At 34.0% G+C, this 22,335-nt stretch carries 12 protein-coding genes; 1 reads left to right on the top strand and 11 read right to left on the bottom strand.

Features of this window, described 5'->3' with window-relative positions; translation table 11 throughout:
* Positions 1–94 precede the first annotated feature (94 nt).
* From sov to BC952_RS04055, 8 genes are all read right to left on the bottom strand, one after another.
* Positions 95–7,243 (bottom strand): T9SS outer membrane translocon Sov/SprA, encoded by a 7,149-nt coding sequence (gene sov / locus BC952_RS04095; RefSeq protein WP_121364355.1) that lies wholly within the window; start codon positions 7,241–7,243, stop codon positions 95–97.
* A gap of 25 nt (positions 7,244–7,268) precedes the next feature.
* Positions 7,269–7,850, bottom strand: coding sequence for a Holliday junction branch migration protein RuvA (gene ruvA, locus BC952_RS04090; protein WP_091165744.1), 582 nt, complete (start codon positions 7,848–7,850; stop codon positions 7,269–7,271).
* Positions 7,851–7,949: 99 nt separating this feature from the next.
* Positions 7,950–10,232: an NADP-dependent malic enzyme gene (locus tag BC952_RS04085; protein ID WP_121364354.1), complete on the bottom strand. Its 2,283-nt coding sequence runs from the start codon at positions 10,230–10,232 to the stop codon at positions 7,950–7,952.
* A gap of 159 nt (positions 10,233–10,391) precedes the next feature.
* Complete coding sequence (locus BC952_RS04075) at positions 10,392–10,817, bottom strand: CBS domain-containing protein (RefSeq protein ID WP_121364352.1); 426 nt, start codon at positions 10,815–10,817, stop codon at positions 10,392–10,394.
* Between the two features lie 95 nt (positions 10,818–10,912).
* A complete protein-coding gene (locus tag BC952_RS04070; RefSeq protein WP_121364351.1) occupies positions 10,913–11,839 on the bottom strand; it encodes a carbohydrate kinase family protein in 927 nt (308 codons plus the stop codon).
* Between the two features lie 5 nt (positions 11,840–11,844).
* Complete coding sequence (locus tag BC952_RS04065; protein ID WP_244200090.1) at positions 11,845–13,023, bottom strand: glycoside hydrolase 100 family protein; 1,179 nt, start codon at positions 13,021–13,023, stop codon at positions 11,845–11,847.
* Positions 13,020–14,396, bottom strand: a complete 1,377-nt coding sequence (locus BC952_RS04060; protein ID WP_121364350.1) for an MFS transporter — start codon at positions 14,394–14,396, stop codon at positions 13,020–13,022. Before BC952_RS04060 ends, BC952_RS04065 begins: the two co-directional genes overlap by 4 nt.
* A gap of 91 nt (positions 14,397–14,487) precedes the next feature.
* On the bottom strand, positions 14,488–17,112 hold the full coding sequence (locus BC952_RS04055) for a TonB-dependent receptor domain-containing protein (RefSeq protein WP_208639968.1): 2,625 nt from the start codon (positions 17,110–17,112) through the stop codon (positions 14,488–14,490).
* Between the two features lie 158 nt (positions 17,113–17,270).
* Between BC952_RS04055 and BC952_RS04050 the strand changes: the two genes are divergently transcribed.
* Positions 17,271–18,299, top strand: a complete 1,029-nt coding sequence (locus BC952_RS04050) for a LacI family DNA-binding transcriptional regulator (RefSeq protein ID WP_121364349.1) — start codon at positions 17,271–17,273, stop codon at positions 18,297–18,299.
* A 3-nt stretch (positions 18,300–18,302) separates the two neighbouring features.
* On the opposite strand, the gene queG is transcribed toward BC952_RS04050, so the two are convergent.
* From queG to BC952_RS04035, 3 genes are all read right to left on the bottom strand, one after another.
* Complete coding sequence (queG, locus tag BC952_RS04045) at positions 18,303–19,223, bottom strand: tRNA epoxyqueuosine(34) reductase QueG (RefSeq protein WP_167445719.1); 921 nt, start codon at positions 19,221–19,223, stop codon at positions 18,303–18,305.
* Positions 19,224–19,340: 117 nt separating this feature from the next.
* Entirely contained in the window at positions 19,341–20,363 is a 1,023-nt protein-coding gene (ruvB, locus tag BC952_RS04040) for a Holliday junction branch migration DNA helicase RuvB (protein WP_121364945.1), read from the bottom strand.
* A 155-nt stretch (positions 20,364–20,518) separates the two neighbouring features.
* On the bottom strand, positions 20,519–22,315 hold the full coding sequence (locus tag BC952_RS04035) for a cytochrome c oxidase subunit I (RefSeq protein WP_121364347.1): 1,797 nt from the start codon (positions 22,313–22,315) through the stop codon (positions 20,519–20,521).
* Positions 22,316–22,335 lie beyond the last annotated feature (20 nt).

Below are 22,335 nucleotides of genomic sequence, written 5' to 3'. Positions count from 1 at the left end.
ATAAATTGTAATTGATAATTATTAATTAATAATTGAAATTTTATCTCACAAATGTAACAATCTCTATTCAAATCTAGTTTAGATTTTAAAAAAATTAATTGCCAAAATTATAACGCAAGGTTAAGCCAGAACGAATATTTGTCATTGGAAAAGAAGTTGATATTACCGCTTTGGAAAAAGAGTGATCATAATAGAAAATAGCGGTTAGGTTTTTACTGAAGGAATAATCCGCTTTGACGGTTAATGACCACAGATTCTGTCCTCCTGCTAATTGATTATTATTATAATCCAAATACCTCACAATAGTCTGATTATTTCTATACGATAAATCTGCTTTCAAATTGATGTCACTTTTAATTATTCCTGTTGGATTATCAGCGAGTCTGGAAGAGAAAATCACATCTTTGAAACGATACCCCAATCCTACCACATATTCTATCCCTTTAACTTCTGTTAATAAATTATTATCAAAGCTCATCGATAAAGCTCTGTCTTTTTTGATTTCAGCCAACACCTTTAACGAGCTCTTCAATTCGAAATCCATTCTGATAAGCGGACTAAACTGTTCAACTAAGTTAATATTTGACATAATCGTTTGGTTGAAAAAATTACCACTCGCATCTACTCCATTTGGCGTTTTATCATATTCAAAATTAGATCTAAATGCATTTATCGTGTAAGAAGCACGATAATTATGCTGCAAAGAGAATCGTTTGAAATTCTTCTTGAAAAGTTCATAACGCATCAACCCATTATATTTTACTGCCCAATTTGGAATTGGAAAACTTCTGAAAATTCCAAGGGAAACATCTGAAGCATTTCCGCCAGAATAAGCCGCCAAAAAAGCCGGCAACAATACCGCTTGATTATTTTTTCCATATCCTATTGGAAATCCTTCTGGATCTAAATTATTAGGATTATTAATGTCAATCCCCCGCTGTCTTGCTAATCGATTGGCAACGGTAAGTCTATTGGATCTAAAATCATCAAATGCTTCCGACATATTTTCATCGCTCGCTGAGAATGCTGTTTTTATTAAAACCGTTGAAATTGAGAAAATACCAGTATGATAAGGTGATCTGGCATTATAAACACCATTTGTGACATCATATTGCTCTGAGAAATTCTCAGAAAATGCTCGGTCTAATGTCAAATCAACTTTCAAATCCGGAAATAGGTCGACATTCGCTGTAGCTTTAAATAATTTATTAGTTACCTGTGAGAAATTTTGGTTAAAATCAGGATAATTCGTCAACCAACCGTTTTTCGCAGCTTCATATCGCACATCATCTTGACTTCCAAAAATAAAACCTAACGACGGTCTTGACGACCCTAAAAATCCTATACTTGGTGTATATCCTGGCAAAACCGTACCACTGTTGTAGGTATAATTCATTTGAATATTTTTAACGCTCGTTAAAATACCCATCAGCCCATCAACAAAAGGGTTATTCTTCTCTGCTGGATTAACAGGATTCGTATTCACGATTTTCTCTCCCGGTTTAGGCGCAGCAACTTTAGGTTTCGAAGATTTATTTACTGGAGCTTTTGTCAATCCTAAGTATTTATATAAAGTATCCATATTGAATGTTGCATTCAGATTATTTGAGCTTGCGTTTTGAATGGTATTACCTAGATTATACTTATTCCCTTCAATTTCTATTTCAGATAAGGCATTCGAAGTTCGCTGCCAACTATAGTCTCCTGTGTAGGAATAGTTCGCTTTAACAAAACTAAATAATGGTATCTTATTAATAGGTATTTCATAATTCAAAACTAATTGTTGCATGTGTTGATTAGGATCGCCAATATCCCAATAATTATCCCAAATAGTAAAACTTTCAATAGGTTCGTTATCCTCATTCAAGTAGTTTTTTACAATATTACTCGATGATGCGGTATAATTTAACTTCAACGATTTAGTCAAGTTATAATTAAATCCGTATTGATAATTAAATGCAAAATTTCTTCGGTACAAAGGATCCAACCCTATACCTTCTACCTCAACCTGTCTAAATTGTTGACGGTTGTATTGTCTATTTATATTAGTATTAAAAAAGATATTAGCAGGTAAATAATTAAAATTGAAATCACTTAATAATTTCCAGTAATTACTCTTTTTCATAAATTTAGTCTTCTTGAATGGCTCCACCGATTTAGACTTAAAAGCATAGGCATAATCAACCGAAGAGTTCACTTGCTGATCTACATAATCTTCGATTTCAAAATCATGTCTTTCGACCTCGTTAAAAGATTGAGAGAAAGTAAAATTTTCCGGATCATATACATGTTGTTTTTGCTCTGGACTACGCTCTTTTTTCACTCCAATAAAGTTGATACTTTTTCGCTTGGTGTAATCAATTGCTCTATTGGTAATGTTTTCTTTTTTTGCTTCGTCTGAAGTATTGTCAAGCAATTGTTTTAATTTTATATCTTGATTAAAAGGGTCGTATTCCGGGGTTATGATTTCCTCACCAATAGCGTAATTAAACGGCAAATTAATTCCCCATTTTTGCGGCAATAATTTTCCAAGATTTAAATTGGTTACAATATTATATTGTCGTGTATCCTCTCGATTTCTTTCATTAGGTCCTTGTTCCAATGCCCCAAAACCAATAGTGCTTTTTCTTCCTGAAGCTGAAACGGTTGCAAAATCAGCCAGATTTGAATCTACATTCAAAACAGCAGCCATTCCACCTTGGTTATCCATATCAGCCAAGCGGAGTTCATTAAACCAAACTTCCCCTTTGATATCGTTACGGAGGTCACTGTTTTTCACCCCAACCATAAGCGTTCTCACTAATCCAAAGTTCGGATTTCCTTTTATTCCCAATCTTAATTTACTATTACCATCACCGTCTGGATTACTATTATCACTGTCCGGATAATAAATACCATCCAAAGGCAGCGTACTTTGATCGATAGTCATTGCAAGAATTTTCAATTTGGTCAATAAAGCCAATGACAAATCAATTTCATTTTCTTCAGGCCAAACCACTTCAGCACTCAATGGAGAACAGTCTGAATTCGATGCCGACGAAGGAGTCGTAACTTTTAAAGGAATTTCAATCTGGTAAAAATTTTGAGTAAAATCATTTCCAAAACGAATAAAACCAACCATCTGATTGTCTTGAAGTGCAATTTCGCCTGGCAGAGATTCAGCGTGTAAAAACATTTTCAATTTCTTGAATTGACGCATATCAATACTCACATTTTTAAAAACGGCTCTTGAATCTTCTGGTTCTAAACCATCTCCAGAAACCCGCAATGCCAATGACTGTTCGTTTTGATTGATCACTGTATTATTGTTATACAACTGCTCGCGTTCTACTCCCGGAGGTGTAACATAATTAACAGGACATCGCTCATTGTTCTCTTGTACGTTTACCGCTAATACATCTAAATTAGTATTATCATCATCTATGTTAGTATCATTAAAATCTAGTGTATTCGTGTATCGTCTCCATTCACCGCGAACCAAATCCAGCGCTCCAAAACGAACCGTAACTTGTTCTTCAAAACCCGTCATAAACATCCTCATGAAACGTATCGATCTAAAATCAGATATGTTTCCTATCGTGTTCTCGGGTTGTGAAACTGGAATTTTAAACTGAATCCATCTCGCATCGGTATTGGACCCATCGGGAAGGGTTACCTGAGTATTTCTGATATCCGTAATGTAATTTTGACCAATTTTCATGTTGGGTTCAACAGCAATACTATATTCATAATACGCATTAATCGTATTCATTGTATTGTCCCTGTTAATATCTTCTACATCCGGCACTGTTGATGACCCTCTATTGTTATCGTTAATCTCAACGGGTGAGTTCGCTTCAGTTCCATTATAATTTTTATATCGTTCTACGATACCTCCCGATGCGTTCAAATAAAATCTGTAGTCATCTGCTGCAGGATCCAGTTCAGAAGCAAAATTTGTGTAGACCGCTCCTTCATTGGCACTAGCCAAACCATCTAAACCAATATCCTGATTTTTTCTATTATCAGCGTTGGTATCAAAAGCATAAATTAGCGATTGAGAAGCAGGAACATCTCCCCACAATGGCTGTGGATTTACCAAAATCTGATCAGGACCAAGTCCATTTTCATATTGTTTTCTTCCGTCCTTCAACACATCCTCGGATATTTCACCTAAATTAAAATAGATCTTCCCTGTATTCGACTGCGGTACTTGTCCATTTCCTACATAAGGATCTAACACCCAAAACTGAATATATTCAACATTTCCTTGTTCGAAATTAGTGGAATTTAATGCCCGCATAATTCCCCCAAAATTGTCTCTTGGACTTGAACCTATAGTTGAACTATTATTATAAGGCCCTCTTTCTGATGGATAATAACTCAAATCTAATGTATTTACAACTTGCGATTGTCCTTGGGCAATATCAGTCAAAGGATATAATTCTTCACTGTAAATTCTTCTTGTAGTGTTAAATGATAAATCTTCGTTTGAAATTCCTGATGGTTTTTGAGCATAAAATATTGGATCAATGGCATACCAAGCCAATTTGGCTCTCTTAAATCCATAACTTAAATCGTTAGCGTTCGCATTGAAGTCGTACGTGCTTGAAGTATTTCTATCCGGTGTTGATGCTAAACTCCAAGCATAAGGGGAACGCATATCTATAGTAGATTGAGATCCTTCAAAATCATCTACATAAATGGTTGATTCTCCTTGAAATTGATCGGCTTTTGGGGAATCCGGTTTTAAAAATGCAATTTCTCCTCGCACGGAAAGATTAGAGGGTACATCAGTATCCAAATTGGGTAACATATTTACCAATCGAGTTAAAAAAGGAACTTCAGTTGAAAAATTAGTATTGAATCCAAAAATGGTATTATTTACGGATTCCTGACCAAAACTCGATTTCTGAGTAAATGGTCTTTCGGTCATTTTTAAAAAAGTACCTCCAACTAAGAAATTATCGAATATTTTATGTTCTACATTTACTCCCATGAACCTTCTTGTTTGTTGGCCAAAAACAGAATTATTCTCCAGAGATACTTCAATGGGTGTATTTGAAGCTTGAAGTGAAGGATCTAAAATTTGCACTCTTCCCAATTGGTAATTTACACTGTAGTCAATTCCTTCTACTAAAACTCTACCCGCTGCAGTTACCACTACAGATCCTTGGGGTACATTAAAAGCACCAATAGGTATTCCGTCCCCGCTTGACGATTTGTATTTTCCTCGAAGTAAAAATTTATTCTTATCGCTATCTTGTAAGGCTCCTGATTGTGTACTACTGTACATATTACGGAACACATATTTCTTTTGATTCGGATTATAGGTATTAGCATCCTCATAATTTTCACTAGAACCTGTATATGATAATTTAGAAAATAATAATTCTCCAAAAGGTTCTTTGTTCGTAAAAATTATTCTTCCGTTTTGAGCATCTACTGTTAAACCTGGCATAAAATCAAAAAAACCATCGCCACCAGTTTGTGGATCATTGTTGTAGTTTAGTTTGTCCAAATTAAACACTTTTAGCAATGGGGTTTCGGCCACTTTGTTTTCAGGCAACGAATTAACGGGAAAAGGACTTCCATCGACTGCTGTAATATAATTTAATGGAGATGGATCGGTGTAAAGAATATTAAATCTAAAATCTTCTTGTTTCACTTGATAAGCACCAGGGATTTGATAGATATTTTTCATCATCAAATTCCAAACCGGATTCTTAACATTTGTCAAATTACTTTTCAACATTTTCAAGATCAAACTTTGCGAGATAACAGCTTGGTTTGAAGAACTATTGCCCGTCACTACAGTTGCATCCACTCCGTCATTTCCAAATTCCCCAACTTGATACACTTGATCACCTATCGTGTATTGATAAGCCACAGCCAGAACTTCATCATTAGCTAATCGCTGTTGCAATGAGATGTAACCTAATTGAGCATTAAAAGTATATTCGTTTGGATTCAGTTTTCTGGCATTTTCCAATTTAGAGTAATCCTGACCTTCGCTTACCGTAACATTAAATCCAGAATTTGCCGTTACAATTTCGCGTATATTTGGATTCAACAAACCGCCTCCTGTATTTATCTGTGCAGGATCATAATCATTGTTTGAATTATCAGTAGGCGAATCTAAAGAATTATTAAAAATTCCGGTAGAAGGATCTAAGACAACAACTTCATTATCATCTAAACCTGATAATTGACCTTCTCCTAAATCCTGCAGCGCAATAATATTTCTTAAATTATTATTGGTAGTCGTTACGCGATTTTGTTTATTAGTAACCCAAATTTCGATACGAGAAATTTGAACTCTACTATCAATAAAAGGATAATTAACTAATGATTTATCGTATTTATTTCTAAAATATTGAGATAAGAAAAAATGCCTGTCACTATCATAATCCAAGGCAAACATTTCAAATTCTTCAATTTTCCCTCCTCCTTGAGCAACTATACTTTTAGTTTGTGATTTCTGCTCTGAGAAAACGCCTGTAATTGTAGTTTTACCAAACTGTAATTGTGTTTTTACTCCAAATAAACTTTGCGCTCCCCTGATTAAAGAACTATTCAAAGGCATGCTTACATTCCCTACCTCAATTTTTTGAATAATATCATCTTCTGACGGGGCATACTCTAACTTAATTAAGTTTTGAAAAGCAAAAGTAGACTGTGTATCATAATTCGCATTTACACTGAGCCGAGTTCCTACTTTACCCATCAAACTCATACTGATTCTCTGATCAAAATCAAAAGAAATATTAGACCGGTTTCGAGGAGAAAATGATGGATTGTCTTGTTTTGTATAACGCATTCCTAAATCCATTTCTATAGATCCGGTTGGCTTTACGTCTATAGTATTACTTCCAAAAACAGATTCAAAAAGCCCTGATTTTATGTAATATCGTGGCAATAAATCTTTTTTCGCAGCTTCGCTTCCTTCTTTTTTTCCGTCAATAGCATCTCCTTTTTTCCTGAAATAATCACGCATTGATTCTTTCAAGACAAGTCTTTCATACTCTTTTGGTGTTAAAATAATAGGGTAATTAATGGAAAATCCATCGACAGAATTAGTATAAACGTAACGATCCGTAACTGGGTCATAAGTATAGGCCGAAAGAATGCTCTGAGAATCTTTCAATTGAACTTTTCCAATCGAATATTTATTTTTAATGGTATCCTGAGCCTGCTGTCCTACCTGAGCTTGCGAAACAAATCCACAAAATAAAACAAGCAAAAAAATATAAATTTTATGCATACAACTCGTGTTACTTGAATACCCTTTATAGGTTTTTTAAAGCTTTTTTAATGATTGATTCTACTGAAGCTTCTGGATCTTCTTTCACAATCTTTTCTATAATTTTTTCTGAAGATTTTCGTACAAATCCCAAAACTTCTAAAGCTGATAACGCCTCATCTCGATTTGTATTGCTTTGCGACATAGAAACTTCATCTAAATCATACAATTTTAATACTTTTTCTTTTAAATCCAGTATTACTCTTTGTGCCGTTTTGCTGCCAATTCCTTTTGCAGATTGTATTGTTACAACATCTCCAGATGCAATCGCATTAGTGACTTGCTTTGGATCTAATGAAGAAAGCATTGTTCTTGCTATACTGGCTCCTATTCCGGAAACGGATAATAACAATTTAAAAATCTCTCTTTCTGATTTTTCTACAAAACCAAATAGTGTATGCGCATCTTCTTTTATTTGAAGATACGTATACACTTTTATAAAATCTGTATTGGGAAGCAAAGAATAGGTATGTAAGGAAATATTTACGTGATAACCAACCCCTCCACAATCAATTATTATATGTGTTGGTGATTTTTCTACTAATTTTCCTTGTATGTGTGCTATCATGAATTATAAATATATCACCAAATATAACAAAATTAGCATACCTTTTAATTATTTTCATCAATTTAACTATCTTCTGGAGTACAGAATATTAAACTAAATTTATTTTATTATTTTCTTGTCTTTTTCTTGAGCATCTATCACGGCAATAGCTGCCATATTAACCATTTCCTCCACACTGGCACCCAATTGAAATATATGAACTGGTTTTCCCATTCCTAACATTATAGGTCCTATTGAGTCTACCTTATTCAATTCTTTCAAAAGCTTATAAGTAATATTTGCGGATTCAAGATTTGGAAAAATCAATGTGTTTACTTTTTTTCCCGCTAATTTAGAAAAAGGAAATTTTTCTTTTAGCATTTCTGGGTTCAGTGCAAAATCAGCCTGAAGTTCGCCATCAATAACTATCTCTGGATAATTTTTATGCAAATACGTTACCGCTTCTCTAACTTTACTAGCACTATCATTTGTTGAAGAACCAAAATTAGAATATGATATCATTGCAATTACGGGCTCAACACCAAACATTTTTGCAGTTTTTGCAGTCATAATCGCAATTTTAGCTAAATCGTCTGCTGAAGGATTAATGTTTATGGCAGTATCTGACAAAAACATTGGCCCACGAGCCGTCATCATAATATTTGCAGTAGCAACAATGGATGCTCCCGGCGCTTTTTCGATAAGTTGCAACATTGGTTTCACAACAGATGGGTAACTTCTGGAATGCCCCGTTACTAAAGCGTCTGCCTCTCCTTCATTGACCATCATGGCCGCAAAATAGTTTCTTTCACGCATTAATTTTTGAGCATCTAACAAGGATATCCCTCGTCTTTGTCTGGATGACCAGTAGGTTGTAGCAAATCTATTTCTTCTGGACTCTTCTTCTTTAATTTTTGGATCAATGATTGGAACATCGGCATCAAAACCAATTTCTTCTTTTAATTCTAAAATAATTTCTTTGTTCCCTAATAAAATTGGAAAACCTATTCCTTCTTCGAACACAATTTGTGCTGCTTTAAGAACATCTAAATGATCCGCCTCTGCAAAAACAATTCTTTTAGGATCCATCTTAGCTCTATTGGCAATCAAACGAACCATTTTATTATCATTTCCTAAACGATCTAAAAGTTCGTCTTCGTACTTTTTCCAATCTATAATAGGATTCAAAGCAACTCCGGAATCCATTGCTGCTTTGGCCACAGCCGGTGCAACAATAGCTATTAATCTTGGGTCAAAAGGTTTAGGAATAATATATTCTCGTCCAAAATTTAATTTTGTCGCACCATAAGCAACATTTACTTGTTCCGGAACAGATTCTTTAGTCAATGAGGCCAATGCTCTCACGGCGGCCATCTTCATGGCTTCATTAATTTTTGTTGCACGCACATCTAATGCACCTCTAAAAATATAAGGAAATCCAAGAACGTTATTTACCTGATTAGGATAATCCGAACGACCGGTAGCCATGATTACATCTTTACGAGTTGCAACTGCAAGATTATAGTCTATTTCCGGATCAGGATTTGCCATGGCAAAAACAATCGGATTATCAGCCATTCCCAATAGCATTTGCGGAGACATAATATCTCCTGTTGACAATCCCAAGAAAACATCAGCATTAACTAATGCTTCTTCAAGACTCATTGGTTTTATGTCTTTTGCATATTTTTGCTGTAAAACAGACAAGGAGGCATTGTCCTTAGTCAAGACTCCTTTACTGTTGAACATTAATATATTTTCTATTTTTACCCCCAACAAAACATACAAATCTGCACAGGCAAGAGCTGCAGAACCGGCTCCTGAAACTACTAACTTCACATCTTCTGCTTTTTTATCTGCTAATTCTAAAGCATTCAATAATGCTGCAGACAATATGATGGCTGTACCATGCTGATCATCGTGCATTACAGGAATATTCAATTCTTCCACCAATCGTCTTTCAATTTCAAAAGACTCTGGTGCTTTAATATCTTCTAAGTTAATTCCACCAAAAGTAGGCGCTATATTTTTAACCGTCTGGATGAATTCTTCAATATCTTTTGTTCCAATTTCGATATCAAACACATCAATATCAGCAAAAATTTTAAACAACAATCCTTTACCTTCCATCACCGGTTTTGATGCTTCCGGACCAATGTCACCCAATCCTAAAACTGCAGTTCCATTTGTGATTACAGCAACTAAATTTCCTTTTGCGGTATATTTATAAACGTTGTTTACGTCTTTCGCAATTTCTAAACACGGCTCAGCTACGCCAGGAGAATAAGCCAAAGACAAATCTCTTTGTGTTGCATATTTCTTAGTCGGAACTACTTGAATTTTACCTGGAGTAGGCTTTGCGTGGTATAATAATGCTTCTCTTCTTTTGCTATTTTTGTTCATTTTTTTAGATTTTATTCTAGCTTACAAAGATAAGAGTCTTGATTTAAAAAAAGAGGACTTTTCACCCATTCTTTTGCATAAAAACAAGCCTATTTTAATTCCAAAAAAAAAAGCTACAGTAAATATAGCTTTTTATGATTACAACTTTTTTAATTCTTTTTATTGTGTAATGTAAGAATTTAAATGTTGGATGGTGTCTTTTTGCATATCGATTATAGCTTTTACCACGTCACTTATAGAGATAATCCCAATTACAATATCATTATCTAAAACAGGCAAATGCCTTACCCTTTTAGTACTCATTAACTCCATGCAATATTCTAAATTATCTGATGGTTTTACAGTGATTATATCAGTTTCCATAATTTCATGAACGAAGGCCTTCTTAGAAGTTTTCGCTTTCAAAACAATTTTTCGAGCATAATCTCTTTCAGACAAAATTCCTTTCAGGATAGCATCTTCAATAATAAGAATTGCCCCAATGTTTTTTTCGCTCATCACTGTCAATGCTTCGTAAACAGTGTTTGTCGAAAGTATGGAATAAACTTCCTTCCCTTTTGTGCTTAATATTTGATTTACAGTCATATCCGAAAATTTAAGTTGACTATAAAGTTAAAAAAAAAAACATAGAAAGGAAATAAATTCTAATAAGAATAACTTTCGGAGGTTTATTACTCTAATTATATAAAAGAACTAATGTCAATATCAGCAGGAAGCCTACCAACGTTTTGTAATTTCAGCACTGCAAGTTTTTGCGCTATAGTAATAGTATCATTAAAATTTTTATTCAAAAGCTGTGCATACAAAAAACCTGTCCAAAAAGCATCACCTGCACCTGTGGCATCTTTTATCTCAAGAACTGGAATTGCTTTTTGATGAAAAAGCCCAAATTTTTTGTCTGATAAAACTACTCCTTCTTTCCCTTTTGTCAAGCAAATAGTTGAAGCGCCCAAATTATGAAAATATTCAAAAATAAAATCTTCCGTTTTTGATTCTGAAAACAACCTATAGCAGTCGTCTTCACTTAGTTTCACTAAAGGATCCGTTGCTAAATACTCTTTTAATACCAATTTAGCTTCGTCTCTATCATTCCAAATTCGTTCCGAAAAATTAATATCAATACTTGTTTTCAGTCCCAATTGCTTCGCTCTTTTAGCACTTTCAAGAATCGTGGTGCGAGCAGGATCTTTACTTAATGCGAAACAAGTTGTATGAAAAATTTTAGCACTTTCTAGTAAATCATCTGTAATTTGACTCGGGTCAATTTGAGAGTCAGCTTCTCTAAATGGAATAAAATCAGGAGTTCCCGTAGATTTAGAGACAAATATTACCGAAGTTGGCATATGATCAATTTTTTTTACATGAGAAGTAATAACATTATTCGCCTTCAATTTACGAACAATATATTCTCCTAATCCATCTTGACCGCAAGTGGCTACTAAAACTGAATTCAAGCCTAATCTTGTTGCATTAACAGCAACATTTGTAGGGGATCCACCTAAAAATCGGTGAAAATCTTTAGTTCTATTTATTGAAGTATCAATTTGATGACCAATAAAATCAATTAAAACTTCCCCAATACAAATTATATCAATAGATTTTTTCATTTTTTTTAAACTAAATATTTAAAATCACTATAAATACTTTGATGCAACATTACGGTTGCAGCTGCGCTCCATGCGCAATATGAAACCCCATTAGGCAATTGGGTTTTACTGTTGAAATTTTCATAAAAACTATAATTCTCAATTTTATTAATAGCATTTATAGCTTCCAGTATTTCAATAGCTTCTTCTTTTTTTGTTGAATTCAATAACGCAAGTCCATAAAACCCATTAACCATTGACCAACTTCCACCATTATGAAATTCGTTTGGAAAGTTCCTGAATTCGTATTTATAATTATTCTTAAGCAAGTTCCAGTCTACATCATTTTCTTTTATTGCCGGCCAGAAAGCGGGTAATAACTTTAATGGCATTTTGTTTTTTAAACCTAAAGAATATGACAAAATATTTTCTTGAAGCGCAGTTGTCCCTATATTTAAAAGTAGCGCTAAGGAATTTGCAAAAGCATCAAACTGCATTTTATAACCCGCTGGCGAAAACGAACAAGGCATAAAATTTTGAATATTAGCTTCCTTGTATGCCCTTTCATGGTATTTCTCTCCTACTGAATCAGGACAAAAATTAATTACTAACTGTTCTGTTATTTGTTCAATTTTACTTGCAATCAAATCACTTTTACAAAAATAATTATAACTTTTCAGAGCCCATAATCGCAATAATTGATCATATAATACATAACCATCCGTTATGTATTCATCCGCCCAATTTCCAGAAAGAGGTACATAAAGCAAATGTTTATTATTAAATTCCCATGCTTCTAAAAGCTGCAAACACTTTTGAATGTTACTATCATATTTTTGAATAAATGCCTCGTCCTTTTTATAAAAAGCGTATTGACAAGCACCAATAATAAACCAAGTCACTGCATCAACCCTTCCAGCTAAACCTCCATAACTAACTTCTACAACATCTCCATCTGTCATTACATTTGAGGGAATTGTACCATTATGATGCTGATTTTTTGCTAATGTTTCTAATGTGTTCCCAAAGGTCTCAATCAATTTTTCATCAGCTGAAGCTAAAGCTGCCAAACCACATATTACTCCATCTCTAGCCCAAACTCTTTTGTAATTTGAAATGTTTTGAGCGCTTGCTAAAAATCCTTCTTTAGACGAAGCATTTTGCAATAATTCAATTGCTTTTTTATAATCTATATTTTTCATCATACTATCGCTTCTTTTCTATTTTTAACAGTGATAAAAAGAGTGAAAATTGCCCCAAAAATTAAAAAAACACCCGCTAATTTAATCACATTCAATGGATTCCTTCCTAATAAATCATACACAAAATATTGCATTGTCAACACTTGAATCGCCATTGGTATTACAATAAACATATTAAAAATCCCCATATAAATGCCTGTTTTATCTTTTGGAATAGAACCAGCCAAAAGCTGATAAGGCATAGCCATCATTGAAGCCCAAGAAATCCCTAAACCAAATGAGTATAAAAAGATGGTGGTCACTGCAACGTTTTCTCCAAACGGATTGTGCATTACAAATAGAACATCTACATTGTTTAAAAACGGAATACTCAATAAACCTATTCCGCCTAATAATAAAGCAAAAAAATGAACTCCTTTTGCCCCAATTTTAAGTGCTAAAGGAACCAGTAAAAAAGCAACCATAAAACAAATTATATTATAGGTCCCATTTAAGCTACCTGTCAACAATTGTGCTTCAGAAAACCCTTGTGATGCCTGATCTGTGGTATTGTAAATAGATATTGAAAGTGTAGATGTGATGTATTGCCAATAACAAAACATAGCATACCAAGTAAAGAATTTAACAGGTATTAATTGTTTCATTGTTAAGGGCATTGTTTGGAAAGCCTTTACAATGTCAACTAAAACGGTATTAAAAATATTTTGCTTTTTCTTTTCATTAATCAATGCTAACTCCTCGTCAGTAGGCGGATATTCTTTTGTTGTAAAAACTGAAATCAGAACTGATACAATAGAAGCAAATGCTCCAATGAAAAAAGCCCAATAAGTATACGTTGGAATCCCATTCGATAATTTATCCGTAATTGCCAAAACCCCTAATGCTACTAAAATAGCAGGTGTAAAATTAGCCAATGTAATACCTAATCCTGTAAAGAAACTCTGCATTAAAAAACCTAATGATTGTTGTTTTTCATCTAATTTGTCAGCTACAAAAGCACGATAAGGCTCCATGGCTAAATTATTTGCAGCATCTAAAATCCATAGCAAACTCGCAGCCATAAAAATAGAATTAGAAAAAGGCATGACCAGCAACGCAAAACTTGATATTAAAGCTCCGATAAGGAAAAATGGTTTTCGGCGACCAAATTTTGGCGACCAGGTGCCATCACTAATCGCTCCTACAATAGGCTGAATTATTAAACCTGTAATAGGTCCTGCAAGCCATAACATAGGCAAACTTCCTTCATCAGCTCCTAAATATTTATAAATCGCACTCATGTTACTTTGTTGCAACCCGAAACTGAATTGAATTCCGAAAAACCCAAAATTCATATTCCATATTTGCCAAAAATTGAGTTTTACCTTTTTAAACATGCTCCTATTCTTTTTTTAATTTTAAAAAAACAACTCCTATATTTAAAAATATAGGAATTGCCCAACAATTAACTAATCATGAAACATTTTATTAAAATCTATAAGACAAGGCCATAGAAATTGATCTTCCGGTTAATGATCTTGCTCTTACGTAGTTTACCGTATTCTCCGTTATACTTCCTTCTTCTGACTCCGTAATTGCTAATGTATTGAATATGTTATTACCAGAAAGATTTACTGATAACCCTTTTGTCAAACCAACTTCAACAAAACCATTTACAATTACAAAACCATTCATTACGAGTTGATTTGAATCTTGAGCAAAGGCTTTAGTCTGCCCAATAAAACTTAATCCTAATGTATTTTTTCTATCCATAAATTTAAACGTTGGCATTACACCATACATTAATTTAGGCTGTCTTCTTGGCTCATTTCCTTCATCAGTGCCGGATGTAATTTCTGCTTTCGTATACGTCATAGACCCTCTTAGGTTCAAATTATCTGATAAATCATACGCTGACTCTAATTCTAATCCTAAAGATTTGTAATTATTTTGTCTAATTACATTTGCTCCAGCCTCATAACCCGCTTGCTCATCTGTTTTAGAACTAAAGGCAGTGGCATAAAGGTACCCTTTATCGAATTTTTGTTTATAGCCAATTTCTGTCTGCGTTAAAAAGTCAAGAGCATTGATTTTATTTCCGTCTAAATAATCCAATCCGCTAAATAAAATTCTATCAGCCTTCGCAGAAGCGCCTCTACTAACTCTAGCAAATAACGATTGTTTCGCATTTAACAAATAGTTTCCACCTAACGTGTAAGAGAAATAGTCGTAAGTATAATTAACCGGAGTTTCATTAGCAGTATTCACAGCAAATACATTGTTTTCCGGTGCAGATAATACTCCATCATTATTGATGTCATATTGTGTCGCTGTCCCCCCGGTAAAAGAACCTGTGGCTTTTCCATTATCATATCGTACCCCACCTTCAAAAGAAAGGTTTTCAGAAGCATCAAATGAAACATTTACGTAAGGCGCAGATACATTATACTGCGTGTCGTAATTTCTAGCTAAATTTCCCCAAGCAGGAGTCCCATAAGCATAGAGGCCATTCTCTGACAAGAGATTACCATTAACATCCGTTACATTAATTAAACGAGGATTAGTATCCGATACTTCTTGTAGGTAAGAATTCCATAGCCAAGACATTGAAACATTTTGCATTGATTTGAAAAACCCAAAAGTGATTCCTACATTATCTATTTTTTTTGTTAATCTCAAATCATTCATAAAATTACTCATATCATTCAGTTGTGTATCAAACATATGAACTCTAGCAACTAAACCATTAGGGGTATTAAAAGCAGTCCCATCATTTGCATAACTTAGCGTTGCACCCGCACCAAAAGAACTTGCGATAGCAGAAGCTGTACCCAATTCAGCAGGAAAAGGAGATATAAAGCCACCACTGTTTGCAGAGTAACGTAAATTATCTGAAACTTTCCAGTTATTATCTAAATCAAAAGTAGCATTTGCGCCTATGGATTTTGAAATAGGATGCATTCCATTAGCAACTTTTTCTCTTCTTACATTTCCTTCTGTCCCAAGTCCTACATTATGGTTTAAATAAATAGATTGCATAGCACCTCGTGTAGCATCATAGCCATCTACACTTGTCCAATTTGGATTTGCATTAGTTCCAGAAACCTGAACAGGCATTGGCATATATGCTACTGCTCTATCATTTAAAAATTTAGCATAAACTGTTACTAATCCTTTTTCGAATTCTTTTGTAACATTGAATTTTACTTGACCGCCATTATTGCTATTAAATCCTGTTTTTCTAACACCTTCACCTGATCTGTAAAAACCACCTACATGAAAATACAATCCATCACCTATTTTAGTCCCATAATCTAAATCTGTTCTGAAGTTTTCATAATCTAGCCCAAAAGTAGTACTCAAAGTTCCTCCTTCAGTTTTCCCTGTTTTACTAATAAAATTGATAATTCCTCCAGGAGAATTTGAAGACAATGTTGAAGCTGAGCCTCCACGAATAGCTTCAATTCTGGCTACGTTCCCATCAAACCTTGTAAAGATATCGGCTGTTGCAAAAGCAATATCTCCAAATAATAAAACTGGAAGCCCATCTTCTTGAATTTGTAAATATTTGGAACCTCCAGATGATATTGGCACCCCACGGACCGAAATATTGGAATTACCTTCTCCTCCTGATGATTCTGAACGTATTCCTGGAATAGTCCTAAAAATCTCAGCAGTTGATCTTGGTGCAGATTGCTCAATTTCCTTTGTATTCATTGATGTAATAGAAACACTCGATTTAATTTTTGTTCTTGGATTAATTACACCAGTAATTATAACATCATCAAGCACATTAGTATCTTCGATTAATGTAATATTTTTAATCACATTTCCATTTACATCAATTTTAAACTCAACATTTTTGTAACCAATGTATGAAGCAATAAAGTCAAAAGTACCATTTTGAAGATTTAAAAAATTATATTTTCCATCAATATCTGTCACAACTGACTTTGACGAATCTTTAATCAAAATATTAACACCGGGTATTGGTGCTCCATTAACATCCGAAACCACTCCTGTTACGGTAGCATTTTGTGCAAAAGAAAGATTAAATAGCAGTAAAGCTACAATCATGCCTATTTGCCTGATTAATAAATTAGGTTTTTTCATGGTTTTGAAATAATTTAGTTAATAAATTTTTATTAGTTTTATTATCAAATATATAATTATAAAGAAATAAAATAATGAATAACACAATCGAAAACGTTTTCGAAATACCGAAAACGTTTTCGATTTGATATAAAAAAATATTTTACCATATTTGTCTCATGAAAGAAGCTACTCTTAAAGAAATTGCAGAAAAACTAGGCATATCAATTACCACAGTTTCGAAAGCATTAAAAGACTATCCAGACGTTAGTTTAAAAACTAAAGACGCGGTAATTTCATTAGCAAAAAAACTCAACTACAGCCCTAATTCTTTTGCTGTCAATCTAAGAACAAAAGAATCAAAAACTATCGGCTTAATTATTCCCGAAATCGTACATCATTTTTTTTCAAATGTAATAAATGGGATTGTTGCTGAAGCTGAAAAAAACGGCTACCTAGTTATCATTCTACAATCGAATGAATCGTTAGAATTAGAAAAAAAACAGGTCGCTTTACTAATTAATAAAAGAGTAGATGGAATAATTATTTCTCTCTCTAACGAATCTAATGATGACAGCCATCTTAAGGAAATTATAGCACGTAAGATCCCGTTTGTGCAATTTGACAAAATTGCAAAGTTGATTCATAGTTCTAAGGTCGTTATTAACGATCAAATTGCCGCCAGAAATGCGGTTCAGCATTTAATAGATAACGGCTACCGAAAAATTGCTCATATAAGAGGCCCCTTAAATCCTCAAAATGCCATTGACCGTTTTATTGGTTATAAAAAAGCGTTAGAAATGAATAACATCCCCTTTGATGCTTCTCTAGTCTATACGTGTGAAAAAGTAACTTTTCAAGAGGGAATAGATTTTGCAAAACAAATAATGGCTGACCATTCTGATGTTGAAGGAATATTTGCCATTACAGATCTTGTTGCTGTAGGAGTACTTTCCTATTTTAATGATATAGGAATTAAAATTCCGGAACAAGTAGCCGTAATAGGCTTTAGTAATTGGTTTATGTCTCAAGTACTAACTCCTAAACTTAGTACAGTTGACCAACCAAGTCATGAAATGGGAGTAACTTCTTTTAAATTATTATTAGAAGAAATGAATTGTCACAAAAAAGAAATTCATTTTACACCTAGAACTATAGAACTCGAAACAAAAGTAATAGCAAGAGAATCTACTTTTAAAAAAAAATAGCGTCTATTGTAAAAAATCAATGTTCCTTTTGATTCCTTGAAACTTGGCTCTTTTCAGAGGCGAATTTTTAAACACTTCTTTAAAAGTCTCTTCTGTGATTTCTCTCCAATCTTTTTTGGACATTGAAAGCAATTCTGAATTTGAATTAAAGAGAGGTTCATTGTGTGGTTTCGAAAACTTATTCCAGGGACACACATCTTGACAAACATCACAACCAAAGGCCCAATCGTCAAATTTCCCATTCATTTCCTGTGGGATATTTTCTTTTAGTTCTATAGTAAAATAAGAAATGCATTTACTACCGTCAACAATATAAGGTGCGACAATTGCTTCCGTTGGACAAGCATCTATACAAGCTGTACAAGTACCACAATGATCCGTAGTAGCATTGTCATAATCTAAATCTAAATCTATAATAAGTTCCGCAATAAAGTAAAAAGAACCTACCTTTTGAGTCAACAAATTACTGTTTTTCCCAATCCAGCCCAAACCACTTTTTGCAGCCCAAGCTTTATCGAGCACCGGCGCAGAATCAACAAACGCACGTCCTGAAACTTCCCCGATAGTTGACTGAATGGAAAACAAAAATTCTTTCAACTTTTCCTTAATCACAAAATGGTAATCTTCACCGTAAGCATATTTTGAGATTTTATAAGCATCTGAATTTTGAAGTTGTTCCGGATAATAATTCAACAGAAGCGAGACGACACTTCTGGCATCATCAACTAGTAACGTTGGATTTAAACGTTTGTCAAAATGGTTTTCCATGTAAGCCATTTGGCCGTTTCTATTTTCATTCAACCAGTTTTCTAATCGTGGCGCTTCTTGCTCCAAAAACTCTGCTTTGGAAATACCACATGACAAAAAACCGAGGCGTTTAGCTTCAGATTTAATGAACTCAGTGTATTTAGATTTTTGAATTATGACCCGGAAAATAAAATTAATAGCTTATTCAAACTAGCCCTGATGGAAGCGGCATCCTTTTCTGGCTTTCTTTAAGCCGGAAAAGATAAAGCGTACAGCAGGAAATAGCTCCAAAAATTAAAACAATCCGCCTTGAATATTTGTATTTAATTTCCCTAAATGTTTATAGGCTTTGTCTGTAACTTCACGTCCTCTAGGAGTTCTCATGATAAATCCTTCTTGTATAAGAAACGGCTCATAGACTTCCTCGATTGTTTCACTACTTTCTGACACGGCTGTAGCCAAAGTTGACAAACCTACTGGACCTCCTTTGAATTTTTCAATAATTGTGGTAAGTATTTTATTGTCCATTTCATCCAATCCATGAGCATCGACATTTAATGCTTTTAGCGCATAACGTGCAATTTCAATGTCAATTTTACCATTTCCTTTTATTTGTGCAAAATCACGAACACGGCGCAATAAAGCATTTGCGATACGAGGTGTTCCCCTACTTCGCCCTGCAATTTCGATAGCAGCTTCCATAGTAATTGGCATTTTAAAAATGGCAGCACTTCTCTCTACTATCGTTGTTAATAACTCCGTTGTATAATATTGCAAACGGGATGATATACCAAAACGGGCTCTCATAGGTGCAGTTAACAGCCCAGAACGTGTAGTTGCACCAATTAAAGTAAAAGGGTTAAGGTTAATCTGAACAGTTCTTGCATTTGGTCCAGATTCAATCATGATATCAATTTTGAAATCCTCCATGGCAGAATACAAATATTCTTCAACAATGGGACTCAAGCGATGGATTTCATCAATAAACAAAACATCTCTTTCCTCCAGATTAGTCAATAAACCTGCTAAATCTCCGGGTTTATCCAATACAGGACCGGAAGTAATCTTGATTCCGACTTGAAGTTCATTAGCAAGAATATTAGCCAAAGTAGTTTTCCCTAAACCAGGAGGACCATGAAAAAGGGTATGATCAAGCGCTTCATTTCTTTGATTGGCAGCTTGTACAAAGACTTTCAAGTTTTCCAATATTTGATCTTGTCCAGCAAAATCGTCAAAAGAAAGTGGTCTTAATTTTTTTTCAAGATCAAGCTCTTCCGAATTGTATCCGTTTGATGTTGGGTCTAAATTTTCATTCATGTAACAAAGATAGCAAAGCAATTTCAAAATATAATTTTTAAATTTAAATGAAATAAAAATTAAAAACGATGCCATGTGAAAGAATAGTTCTTTGAAAAGCAGAAATAAGAGCACAAAAAAAAAGTCTCTACATTAGTAGAGACTTTTGTTGTAATTTAGTGGTGTAATACTTCCTCACCTTCTTTCATTGGAACCGTTTGAGGTACAAAATCTACATCATGTGCAGGATTACTGTAGTCATAAGGCCAACGGTGTACTTCTGGAATTTCTCCTGGCCAGTTCCCATGTATATGTTCTACCGGAGTAGTCCATTCTAGTGTATTAGATTTCCATGGATTTTGCACTGCTTTTTTACCGTAGAAAATGCTACTAAAGAAGTTATATAAGAAGACCAATTGAAAGGCACCTCCAATTAAAGCAAAGACTGTAATAAGAACATTTACATTTTGTAAATCGTCAAATAATGGAAAATTCGTGTTGGTATAATAACGTCTTGGTAAACCAGCTAAACCTATAAAATGCATTGGAAAAAATACACCATAAGCACATACTGCTGTTACCCAAAAGTGAACATAACCTAAGTTTTTATTCAACATTCTACCAAACAATTTTGGAAACCAGTGATAAATACCCGCAAACATACCGTATAGAGCAGAAATACCCATTACCAGGTGAAAGTGAGCAACTACAAAATACGTATCGTGAACATTAATATCCAAAGTACTATCTCCAAGAATAATTCCTGTTAAACCACCTGTAATAAATGTAGACACTAAACCAATTGAAAACAACATGGCTGGATTTAACTGTAAGTTACCTTTCCAAAGAGTCGTGATATAATTAAATGCTTTTACAGCCGATGGAATAGCAATTAATAATGTTGTAAATGTAAATACGGAACCTAAAAAAGGATTCATACCTGAAATAAACATATGGTGACCCCAAACAATTGTAGACAAAAATGCTATAGCAATAATAGACATAATCATCGCTCTGTATCCAAAAATAGGTTTACGTGAATTTGTTGCTATTACTTCAGAGGTAATACCTAACGCAGGCAATAAAACAATGTAAACTTCAGGATGCCCTAAGAACCAAAATAAGTGCTCAAATAAAACTGGAGAACCACCTTGATAATGTAAAACTTCACCAGCGATATAGATATCAGACAAAAAGAAAGAGGTACCAAAACTTCTATCAAAAATCAATAATAAAGCAGCAGATAATAAAACCGGGAAAGATACAATACCAATAATAGCTGTAACAAAGAAAGCCCAAATTGTAAGTGGCAATCTTGTCATAGACATCCCTTTTGTTCTCAAATTAATAACCGTAACTACATAATTCAAAGATCCCATTAAAGAGGAGGCGATAAAAATAGCCATAGAAACCAACCATAAAGTCATTCCCATTCCAGAACCAGGAATAGCTTGTGGTAAAGCACTTAATGGAGGATAAATTGTCCAACCTGAGGAAGCTGGTCCAGCTTCAACAAAAAGAGAACCTATCATAATAATACTTGACAAGAAAAACAACCAATATGAAATCATATTCATAAAACCGGATGCCATATCTCGAGCACCAATCTGAAGCGGTATCAACAAGTTACTAAATGTACCACTTAAAGCGGCTGTTAGCACAAAGAACACCATAATTGTTCCGTGTATCGTGACTAAAGCCAGATAAATATCATTAGCCATAACTCCGTTAGGAGCAAATTTATCACCTAATAAAATATTAAAAATTTTAAAAGACTCTTCTGGCCAAGCTAATTGCATTCTAAAAAGCATAGACATTCCTACACCAATAATCCCCATAATAATACCAGTAATAAGGTATTGTTTAGCAATCATTTTGTGATCAATACTAAAAATATATTTAGTAATAAAAGTGTCTTTATGATGATGTTCGTGTTCGTGATCCATTGCGTGATCGTGACCTTCTGCTGACATATATGTTTACTTTAAATTTT

Source organism: Flavobacterium limicola (assembly GCF_003634755.1).
Classification (GTDB): Bacteria; Bacteroidota; Bacteroidia; order Flavobacteriales; family Flavobacteriaceae; genus Flavobacterium; species Flavobacterium limicola.
This window is presented reverse-complemented; position numbering and strand designations above follow the sequence as displayed.

Bases quoted from the DNA above. Each gene is read 5' to 3' on its own strand.
- BC952_RS04060 (WP_121364350.1), bottom strand. From the start codon at position 14,396: ATGTTTAAAAAGGTAAAACTCAATTTTTGGCAAATATGGAATATGAAT.
- BC952_RS04085 (WP_121364354.1), bottom strand. From the start codon at position 10,232: ATGAACAAAAATAGCAAAAGAAGAGAAGCATTATTATACCACGCAAAG.
- BC952_RS04065 (WP_244200090.1), bottom strand. From the start codon at position 13,023: ATGATGAAAAATATAGATTATAAAAAAGCAATTGAATTATTGCAAAAT.
- BC952_RS04055 (WP_208639968.1), bottom strand. From the start codon at position 17,112: ATGAAAAAACCTAATTTATTAATCAGGCAAATAGGCATGATTGTAGCT.
- BC952_RS04075 (WP_121364352.1), bottom strand. From the start codon at position 10,817: ATGACTGTAAATCAAATATTAAGCACAAAAGGGAAGGAAGTTTATTCC.
- ruvB (WP_121364945.1), bottom strand. From the start codon at position 20,363: ATGAATGAAAATTTAGACCCAACATCAAACGGATACAATTCGGAAGAG.
- ruvA (WP_091165744.1), bottom strand. From the start codon at position 7,850: ATGATAGCACACATACAAGGAAAATTAGTAGAAAAATCACCAACACAT.
- BC952_RS04035 (WP_121364347.1), bottom strand. From the start codon at position 22,315: ATGTCAGCAGAAGGTCACGATCACGCAATGGATCACGAACACGAACAT.
- BC952_RS04050 (WP_121364349.1), top strand. From the start codon at position 17,271: ATGAAAGAAGCTACTCTTAAAGAAATTGCAGAAAAACTAGGCATATCA.
- BC952_RS04070 (WP_121364351.1), bottom strand. From the start codon at position 11,839: ATGAAAAAATCTATTGATATAATTTGTATTGGGGAAGTTTTAATTGAT.
- sov (WP_121364355.1), bottom strand. From the start codon at position 7,243: ATGCATAAAATTTATATTTTTTTGCTTGTTTTATTTTGTGGATTTGTT.